The following is a 9,307-nucleotide window of genomic DNA, read 5'->3' as shown; positions in this document are numbered from 1 at the left end:
TTAATCGTGAGGCGTTAGGTATTGATATTGCAGTCAGCTTACCAGCAGGAAGGATTACCCGTTACTTAGATAAACTGGGCTAAATCACATGATATAGCCATTGATTATATAAAGCCCGGTAGCCCTTATCAAAATGGTTATATTGAACGATTTAATCGTACCTATCGTACTGAAGTACTTGATTTATATCTTTTTAACAACTTAGCACAAGCAAGGTGAATAACCGAAGAATGGCTAACGATTTATAACACCGAAAGACCGCATGAGGCATTAAATAACATGACACCGATTGAGTATAAAACACTAAAACAAGCAGCTTAATTTTCTATGTGAGTTGTGTACTAAGTTTGGGGCATTTACATTATGTCTATCTTTTGATTTCCAGAGATGGTGTCGGTATGTGTACCCTCTTAAAAGCGTAGGCGTTAGATTAGAAATTATTCCTATTTTTTAACCGTTACCATTATGGTCATTGTGGCGAAGCATGAATATGCATATACAAGTCCTACATTAAGTTTTGTGTATAGCGAATATTGATTTACCTATATTCTCAAAAATAACCCTAGACCCGATGCTCAGAATCATTACAATATATGCCATCAATTATATAGCAACTGATATGGTTTGCTATTTTTAAACAAAATTAACGGATGATGTTTTATGGCGCAATATGTTTATACCATGAATCGCGTAGGGAAGATTGTTCCCCCTAAACGCTATATTTTAAAAGATATTTCTTTAAGTTTTTTTCCGGGTGCAAAAATTGGTGTACTCGGTTTAAATGGAGCGGGTAAATCCACTTTACTACGAATTATGGCGGGTGTTGATACCGAAATTGAAGGCGAAGCACGCCCACAACCTGATATTAAAATTGGTTATTTACCCCAAGAACCGAAATTAGATCCTAAACAAACTGTGCGTGAAGCCATTGAGCAAGCGGTTAGTGAGGCTAAACAAGCATTGGCTCGATTAGATGAAGTATATGCCGCTTATGCTGATCCTGACGCCGATTTTGACAAATTAGCCAAAGAACAAGCGGAGCTTGAAGCCATTATTCAATCGCAAGATGCTCACAATCTGGATAACCAGTTAGAGCGAGCCGCTGACGCACTACGTTTGCCAGATTGGGATGCGAAAATTGAAAATTTATCAGGTGGTGAACGCCGTCGAGTAGCAATTTGTCAATTATTACTTGAAAAGCCTGATATGTTATTAATGGATGAACCGACCAACCACTTAGATGCCGAATCGGTAGCATGGTTAGAACGATTCTTACATGACTACGAAGGTACGGTTGTTGCAGTAACTCACGATCGCTACTTCCTAGACAACGTTGCAGGTTGGATTTTAGAACTTGACCGTGGTGAAGGCATTCCATGGGAAGGCAACTACTCATCTTGGCTTGAACAAAAAGATCAGCGCCTAGCGCAAGAAGCCTCGACCGAATCGGCACGTCGTAAATCGATCGAAAAAGAACTCGAGTGGGTACGACAAAATCCGAAAGGGCGCCAAGCAAAAAGCAAAGCCCGCCTAGCTCGCTTTGAAGAACTCAACAGTAACGATTACCAAAAACGTAACGAAACTAACGAGCTCTTTATTCCAGCTGGACAGCGTTTAGGCGATAAAGTGATTGAAGTAAGCAATCTAACTAAATCGTATGGTGATCGTGTGCTGATTGATAACTTATCTTTTAGTATTCCTAAAGGGGCAATTGTTGGCATTATTGGTCCAAATGGAGCAGGGAAATCAACCCTATTTAGAATGCTATCAGGCAAAGAACAACCTGATTCAGGCACGATTACTTTGGGTGAAACAGTGCAACTTGCATCAGTTGATCAGTTCCGTGACAGTATGGACGACAAAAAAACAGTTTGGGACGAAATTTCAAACGGTCAAGATATTATGCGTATTGGTAATTTTGAAATACCAAGTCGTGCTTATGTTGGTCGTTTTAACTTTAAAGGTGTTGATCAGCAAAAGCGTGTAGGTGAACTTTCAGGTGGTGAACGTGGGCGTGTACATTTAGCTAAATTATTGCAAGTGGGTGGTAATGTATTACTACTCGATGAACCAACCAATGATTTAGATGTTGAAACGTTACGTGCGCTTGAAAACGCATTATTAGAGTTTCCGGGTTGTGCTTTAGTGATATCACATGACCGTTGGTTCTTAGATCGTATTGCGACCCATATTTTGGATTATCAAGACGAAGGACATGTGGAATTCTTTGAAGGTAACTTTACCGAATACGAAGAATGGAAAAAGCGCACATTGGGTGCTGAAGCATTAGAGCCTAAACGTGCTAAATATAAACGAATCTCCAAATAGAATTAATTTTTATTTTATTCCGCCGATTTATATTGGCGGAATTGTTTTATCTTCTTGATAGCGATTTTAAATATTTTTCAAAATGTAATTATCTAAACTAACCCTTTAGATGAACTAATAATTCTCGAAAAAGTATCCATTAGCAAACGCGGTATAGCGTTTATACCACGTGATTTTGCATCATCACAAATGGCAATCGCAAGATCAGGTTTTGAACTTTTATGAATTGCTTTTTGAATAATTTGATGTACAGGCAGATCAATATGCTGTGTTGTATTATAAGCGGCAAGTTTATAGACATGACTAAAACCATGTTTAAATAAAAAGTTTTCAATGTCTCGCGCAGGTAAAACCGTTAAGTAATCATTAGGATTTTTATCTTCACCACATAACGATTTTACCGTATCGGCATATTTTTTACCCGCCATATCCCCATCGGTAATTACATACCAATGAATTCCCATTTTATTGGCATATTTTATAAGCGGTTTTAAACCACACTGAGCAAACTCAATAAGCTGAACTCCCTCTGAACTCAGATGATAACCACTTTGTTCTGCTAGTTCACGTAACAACCACACTTCGGTTTCGCCCTCGACTAACAACCAACATCGTGCAAATAAGGCATTTGATCGGCGATAAAGAATATGAAACGCAATACGACGATTATCACTAACGCTTAATAAATAAGGTTCAATGTATTTGGCAATAATTTTATCTGGCAGACGAATTAAACGATAAAGGTGTTCTAATGAAAATAACGATACCAAATCACTTGAGTTAGACGTGATAATTTTTTGTGTAGGGAAGTTTTTTAGTAAGCGAAATGCAACGGATAAAATGATTGGATGTAACAAACTTTCAGGCTCTTCTAAAATTAAAATAGGCATTGAACTTTGTGAAAGTGAATAATTCCCTTTAGCATCAATAATAGAGCCGAAAACTCCTAAAAATACCGTTCGTAAATAATCATTATCAAGATTATCCAATACATCATTAATTTGTTCCAAAACATTCCAATCTTCTGCTCTTGGTGTACTTTTGGCATTTTTTTGTTTGTAATGATTGCGGTGTGCTTGATCGACAAAATAATACTCTAATAATGAGCGTGCGGCTTGTAGGCCTCGAGCTAATTCATCTTGGGTTAATTCGGCTGAATGGGCTTTTAGTTGGTTTGAAAGTTGGCTAATGTAGTGTTCGGATAATGGTTCGTTAGTAACAGTTAATTGCTCTGGATTAATTGCGTTTTTAAGTGTCATTACTGGATTTAGTTTGATTAATGTTGCAATTAATAATTTTTCGTTTTCTATATTAAAAGGATTGCCTTGTGCATTGAGCAATTTATGTTGTGTTATAATTTGGTTATTTTGTTTATTGGCAGAAATTTGATAAGTGATACGATGCAGATTATCTTGGTGTGATTGATACGAAACCGAGCGTAATGGTTGATAATCTTGATTATTTAATTCATGTAAGTGTGATTGGCAATAAGTGATTTTAATAATAATATTATCGCCATAACATTGGTATTGATCATGATAAAAATCGGAATCGACAAATTGGTAAAATGTGTTATCTAGTGATAACAATTGCAAAGCGCTGATTAAACTTGACCGCCCCCAACGATTTTCACCCATTAGTACGCTAGAACTTGCATTTAATTTTAAAGATAGTTGACTAATACCTTTAAATCCGGAAATATCAATTTGTTCAATAAACATAGCGTATCCTTATTGTTAAAGATGATACTTTTCTGTCCTTTTACGAATTCGTTCAACTTTTTGATGCGTACTAGTAATTAACTTAGCTTCATTACGCAAAATCGTTTTTAAAGGTTGATTAAAATACACTTTCAAAAAACGCCAAATATCACGATCAGTTAGCCCAATATTCATGGCTGAAAAATAAAGCCCAATTAAATCTTTATCACGCCAACGAACAGGAACGGTTTTACGGATTTGAGCTCGGTGTAAATCAATCACCGATAATTTTATTTGCTGATGATTTTCAAAAAGCAGAATATCAAGCAAAAAGTGACACAAATAACAATCACGATGATTAACCCCAGCGGCATGCATTCGAGCCACCATTTTTGCCAAATAAATAACTAAAGAACGCTTTATATGATAGCTAGGTGGGTTAGTTAACCATGGCTTAGTAAAATCTTCTAAACTCACAGTCGGGTTAAGATCTTTGGTCACAATAAATGAATGACGAGTCAGCGGATTTAGCCCCTTACGACCAAATGCTCGCCCATCCATCGTATTAACGCCAACTTGCTCCAAACGCTCAATCGCATTCCATTCCTGCTTAGCATCCAAAACAGGCAAACGTAACGAAATAAGATTTTTAACAATCTCTTTCACTGTGGTGCCTCGATGAATTTTAATAAAATATGATTCGCCACCAAGCTCAAAATTCAACGTCTTACGTTGCTTAACCGCTCGATAGACTTTGCCTGATATTAACTCAACTTCTGCAAAGGGATCTTTATCAGCCCATAACTGCTCAAAAGGCGATTTTAACTTAATTTCATTCATGATTATCACAACCTAAAATAATCTCTGTGGCACGCTGTGCTAAATGGTATAAATCAGCGGTTTTACCATAATGTATTGCGTTTTGATGCCATGTTAATAACTGATCGTGATTTGTTATAGCATTTTGCAAGGCCTCATTTAGCGCCGATTGTACAAAAGGCTCATCAAGCACAACACCAGCATTGGCATCATCAATATGATAAGCATAGCCCGAAATGCTTGACACAATCACCGGCACCCCAGCGGCTAACCCTTCAATAAGCACCATACCGGCTGCTTCTTGCCTTGCAGGGTGCAATAGCAAATCTGCCGCAAATAAAAAGTCAGGGATATCATTACGCCCTGCAAAAAAACGGACTTGATACTCAATGCCGAGTTGCTTAGCCAGTTTTTGATAAGCTTCGGGATTATCTTGCCCCACCACTAAAAAAGTCACTTTTTGCTTCAAATCGCAAGGTAGTGCGGCAATGGCGGTTAAAGAACGATCCACTCCCTTACGCTTAAAATCTGATCCAATTTGCACAATAACAAAATTGTGCTCATCAATTTGGTTGGCTTGCCTAAATTGCTTACCTTTAGCCGTTGATTGGGAATGATATTGACGATCTTGCGCAATACCGGGTGGCAATAGGTAAAAGCGTGATCGATCAGTATGGTAATAGCGCTCAAAGTCACTAATTTGCTGTTTTGTTAGTACCATAACTTTAGTGTGGCTTTGTTGATTAAATACTGCATCTTCAAAAGCTAAATAGTGCTTACAGCGTTTTGACCATTTATATAAAAAGCCCTTGTGTGACACCTTTTCGGCATAACAAGTATCACCCGCAAAATAAACATCCAAATCAGGCATTTTATTAAAGCCAACCACACAATCAACAGGATTTGCTTGTAAATGAGCTTTCACCCAACGGTAATAAGATTGATTACGGCTATGGTTGGATAAGCCCTTTTTAGGTACCCAAATAATGTCAAACCCACAAGGTACATCGCCTTGCCAATCCATGACATAAACACGAACATTATGTCCTCGATTTTGACAAGCTTTAGCTATTTGCAAAAAATCACGTTGCAAACCACCAAAAGGAAAATATTTATAAATACAAAAAGCCAGTTGCATGCAGATTGTCTCAAGTTTGAAAGGAGTATTATATACTTAGTATTTATTTGGGTGCAAAGTTTGATTTTTATAAAACCAAATTTGCTAGAAAGTTTTGCTCATTGTGACAGTTGATTAAGCATACTGTCATTTGTAAAAATAATTCAAGAGTCTATACCATTATAGTTTTGTTTTATTCTTAGTGTGGGTGCGTTGCGCTATTGATAATCTCCCAAGCTATAATAATTTTAAATAAAATTGTTAACACCATTGAAAACGTAAAAAGAATGACCAAAAACAATAAAGAATAGCAAGGGACAAATAGATATATCTTATTTTTCTATTTTTGATAAAAAATAAACTCAAAATTAAGGGAATGGTAAGGATAAGAAAAACGTCCTCACTATTTCTTCCACCTAATGGTAACGTGCAAAAGTTGTCTGGATCATCTGTAAAAATCATCCATTCATATTTATCGGTTGAAAATAAATTAATAATTATTAATAAAAGGACAAAGTAGATAAATGAAAGAATGCCCTTTTTCATAATCATTAAATCCACTTATGATTTAAAAAAGTAACTATCACCAATAGCACTACCTTGAGCACCAAACTGGCGTAAATTGTGATCAACGGCATTCATCGATTGCCAATGGTTTTCACACCAATCAGGGGCGAGTAAAGTTGGTTTTCTGGCATTAGCTGATATGCGATGATACAAAATATTTGCTGGAGTTTGGCGAATGATATCACCAGCAATATCGACATATTCAGCTAATGACAATACAGCAATCCGCCCAGCTCGCCAAGATTTTGCCATAATACTGCCTTCAACAATATGTAAAGGATGCAGTTTCAAACCATCCACGCCACTTTCAAGTACACGCTCAAGAGTTATAAAATTATCCTGTTTGGTTTCTTTGGGTAAACCAATAATTAAGTGAGTACAGACCTTAATGCCAAGCTTGCGTGCCTTTTGTACGGTTTGATAATAATCATCAAAAGTATGCCCTCGATTAATATCGTGTAAGGTTTTGTTATGAGCAGTTTGTAAACCAAGTTCTAACCAAACTTCATAGCCATTGGATTGATAATGCGCAAGCAAATCAAGCGCTTCATCAGGAACACAATCAGGGCGAGTACCAACACAAAGCCCAACAATCTCCGCACTATTCAGGGCTTCTTCATACATATTTTTTAGAATTTCAACTTCGGCGTAGGTGCTGGTATAAGCCTGAAAATAAGCAAGGTATCGTTTAGATTTTTTCATTTGTTGGGCTTGCGAAGTTAATTGCTCAGAAATTGATTTAACCTGAATAGATTCATCAATGATTGAGGCAACATTACAAAAAGTACAACCACCTTGACCAATAGTGCCATCTCGATTGGGACAGCTAAAGCCACCATGTAAAGTAAGTTTATAGATCTTTTCGCCATAGCGACGTTGTAAATCGGAACCAAATGTATTAACGACTAAATGAAGTTGCATTATAAACCAAATAAAATTTTAATTATTTTATCAATATGTCTTGTAAGCCATATCCTATCCATAATACTACATTTCAACAATATATAAATATTTTTTATAACTCAAAAAAAGATTGAAATTGAGCGCTGATTAAGTAAGGATAATTAGTGTTGTTTTTTTATACTGTAGTATACGACAACGTTTAAGGTTTGTTGCGATTAATAACTAGGAGTTAACATGTAACTCACCAATAAATATGCTGAAGGTTATTCTGGTAAACGTTATTACAGTGGTTGTGAATATGTTGATGTTGTTGAAAAATTGACAATTGATCGTGCTAAATGTTTCTTTAAATTTATTTACATTTCTTTACAAAAAATTCCGCCAAAAAACTAGCCAACTATTTCTTAAGCGGCTATACTTTAATCGCTTTAGAAAGATAAGCTTATTAAATAAGCGGATAATTATAAAAAATCGAAATAAAACAAAATATTAATTGACAGGAGGAGCAAAATGTAGTACCATTTTAGGCACAAGCAAACCTATGTCTCAAATTTATCAAATAATCCTATTCGACGAGTTTTTACACGAAACTCATTTATATCATCGCAATTATCACTCGAATTATCATCGAAATTATTCACAATAACTATCTTTAAAAATCCCATTGGCATTAGTGCCGTTGTTGTTATTGCCGTACTCCTTAGAATCGCAGGCATTATCAGCCACAACTTCTGAGCGCATTCACGGTACTGCGCCTTATTTAACCTTTGATGGCGGTGTTACTAAAGTGACTAAAACAGAGGATTTATTAGGTATTAAGTTATCAGATGGTCGAACATTTACATTGCAAAATAATTCTTCATCACCGACAGCGCCAATCAAGTTACCGAATATAGGGGATACTTTGGCTAATATTGAAATGATAGTCCCGCCATCAAGCGACTCAATAAATATAAATGATTTAGTGACCCAAGGTAAATGGGGAGATGATGATGGAGATGGACAGGGAGCAAGTGGAGTTACTGCATTAGGAAGTATATCGTTAGCAATAACGGATAAAGATGGCAACACCATTAATCGTAGTGATGCATTAGATATATGTAATGCACCTTATAAGGTAACTTTAAGTAGTACTGGAGGGAATTTAGCTACGCAGTATGGTGAGCCAATGTAAATGCCCCAAACTTAGTACACAACTCACGTAGAAAATTAAGCTGCTTGTTTTAGTGTTTTATACTCAATCGGTGTCATGTTATTTAATGCCTCATGCGGTCTTTCGGTGTTATAAATCGTTAGCCATTCTTCGGTTATTCACCTTGCTTGCGCTAAGTTGTTAAAAAGATATAAATCAAGTACTTCAGTACGATAGGTACGATTAAATCGTTCAATATAACCATTTTGATAAGGGCTACCGGGCTTTATATAATCAATGGCTATATCATGTGATTTAGCCCAGTTTATAAAGGTTTTTCCTGTAAATTCTGGCCCATTATCGACCCGTATTTTTAATGGATATCCATGATATTCGGCCAGTTTATCTAAGTAACGGGTAATCCTTCCTGCTGGTAAGCTGACTGCAATATCAATACCTAACGCCTCACGATTAAAGTCATCGATGACATTGAATGTCCTAAAGCGACGTTGATTACGGCTACTATCACTCATAAAATCCATTGACCAACATTCACCTTGTTTATTAGGCACAAATAGCTTTTCCGGGCATCGTGGAGGAATGCGTTTTTTACGCTTTACTCTGAGATTAAGCTTTAATTCACAATACACCCGATAAACACGCTTATGGTTCCATTGATAGCCGAGCTTTCTGATACGATTAAAGCATTTAGGAAAGCCCCAGCGTAAATGCCGGTCTGTG

Annotated in this window: 8 protein-coding genes and 3 pseudogenes; 4 read left to right on the top strand and 7 right to left on the bottom strand. The window is 36.5% G+C overall.

Annotation, left to right across the window (positions count from 1 at the left end; genetic code table 11):
- Window positions 1-321: pseudogene (locus tag A9G37_RS13185) on the top strand (integrase core domain-containing protein); the annotation flags it as partial.
- Window positions 322-660: 339 nt separating this feature from the next.
- Window positions 661-2,328, top strand: a complete 1,668-nt coding sequence (ettA, locus tag A9G37_RS05810; RefSeq protein WP_034915195.1) for an energy-dependent translational throttle protein EttA — start codon at window positions 661-663, stop codon at window positions 2,326-2,328.
- A 92-nt stretch (window positions 2,329-2,420) separates the two neighbouring features.
- Here ettA and A9G37_RS05805 read toward each other — a convergent pair whose 3' ends face one another.
- The 5 genes from A9G37_RS05805 to A9G37_RS05790 all read right to left on the bottom strand — a co-directional run bounded on the left by A9G37_RS05805 (window position 2,421) and on the right by A9G37_RS05790 (window position 7,452).
- On the bottom strand, window positions 2,421-4,049 hold the full coding sequence (locus tag A9G37_RS05805; protein WP_034915198.1) for a DUF2813 domain-containing protein: 1,629 nt from the start codon (window positions 4,047-4,049) through the stop codon (window positions 2,421-2,423).
- Window positions 4,050-4,064: 15 nt separating this feature from the next.
- Window positions 4,065-4,868 (bottom strand): lipopolysaccharide core heptose(I) kinase RfaP, encoded by an 804-nt coding sequence (gene rfaP, locus A9G37_RS05800; protein ID WP_065574901.1) that lies wholly within the window; start codon window positions 4,866-4,868, stop codon window positions 4,065-4,067.
- Complete coding sequence (locus A9G37_RS05795; RefSeq protein ID WP_034915205.1) at window positions 4,861-5,985, bottom strand: glycosyltransferase family 4 protein; 1,125 nt, start codon at window positions 5,983-5,985, stop codon at window positions 4,861-4,863. The genes rfaP and A9G37_RS05795 overlap by 8 nt, the downstream gene beginning before the upstream one ends.
- 240 nt (window positions 5,986-6,225) lie before the next feature.
- The gene (locus A9G37_RS13545; protein ID WP_162162668.1) at window positions 6,226-6,510 is read right to left on the bottom strand and encodes a DUF2645 family protein; all 285 of its coding nucleotides are present in this window, start codon (window positions 6,508-6,510) and stop codon (window positions 6,226-6,228) included.
- A gap of 15 nt (window positions 6,511-6,525) precedes the next feature.
- Window positions 6,526-7,452: a TIGR01212 family radical SAM protein gene (locus A9G37_RS05790; RefSeq protein ID WP_034915208.1), complete on the bottom strand. Its 927-nt coding sequence runs from the start codon at window positions 7,450-7,452 to the stop codon at window positions 6,526-6,528.
- 222 nt (window positions 7,453-7,674) lie between these two features.
- On the opposite strand from A9G37_RS05790, the pseudogene glyA reads away from it, so the two are divergent.
- Together glyA and A9G37_RS05785 are read left to right on the top strand one after the other, a co-directional pair.
- Window positions 7,675-7,806 (top strand): annotated as a pseudogene (gene glyA, locus A9G37_RS12175) (serine hydroxymethyltransferase); the annotation flags it as partial.
- Between the two features lie 292 nt (window positions 7,807-8,098).
- Window positions 8,099-8,608: a hypothetical protein gene (locus tag A9G37_RS05785; protein WP_141671086.1), complete on the top strand. Its 510-nt coding sequence runs from the start codon at window positions 8,099-8,101 to the stop codon at window positions 8,606-8,608.
- 35 nt (window positions 8,609-8,643) lie between these two features.
- Here the strand turns inward: A9G37_RS05785 and A9G37_RS13540 are convergent, their stop codons facing one another.
- Together A9G37_RS13540 and A9G37_RS13180 are read right to left on the bottom strand one after the other, a co-directional pair.
- The gene (locus A9G37_RS13540) at window positions 8,644-8,745 is read right to left on the bottom strand and encodes an integrase core domain-containing protein (RefSeq protein ID WP_081297626.1); all 102 of its coding nucleotides are present in this window, start codon (window positions 8,743-8,745) and stop codon (window positions 8,644-8,646) included.
- Window positions 8,737-9,138: pseudogene (locus A9G37_RS13180) on the bottom strand (DDE-type integrase/transposase/recombinase); the annotation flags it as partial. The gene A9G37_RS13540 and the pseudogene A9G37_RS13180, both read right to left, overlap by 9 nt.
- Between the last annotated feature and the right edge of the window lie 169 nt (window positions 9,139-9,307).

The organism is Gilliamella sp. GillExp13 (genome assembly GCF_001690815.1).
Taxonomy (GTDB): domain Bacteria; phylum Pseudomonadota; class Gammaproteobacteria; order Enterobacterales; family Orbaceae; genus Gilliamella; species Gilliamella bombi.
This window is presented reverse-complemented; position numbering and strand designations above follow the sequence as displayed.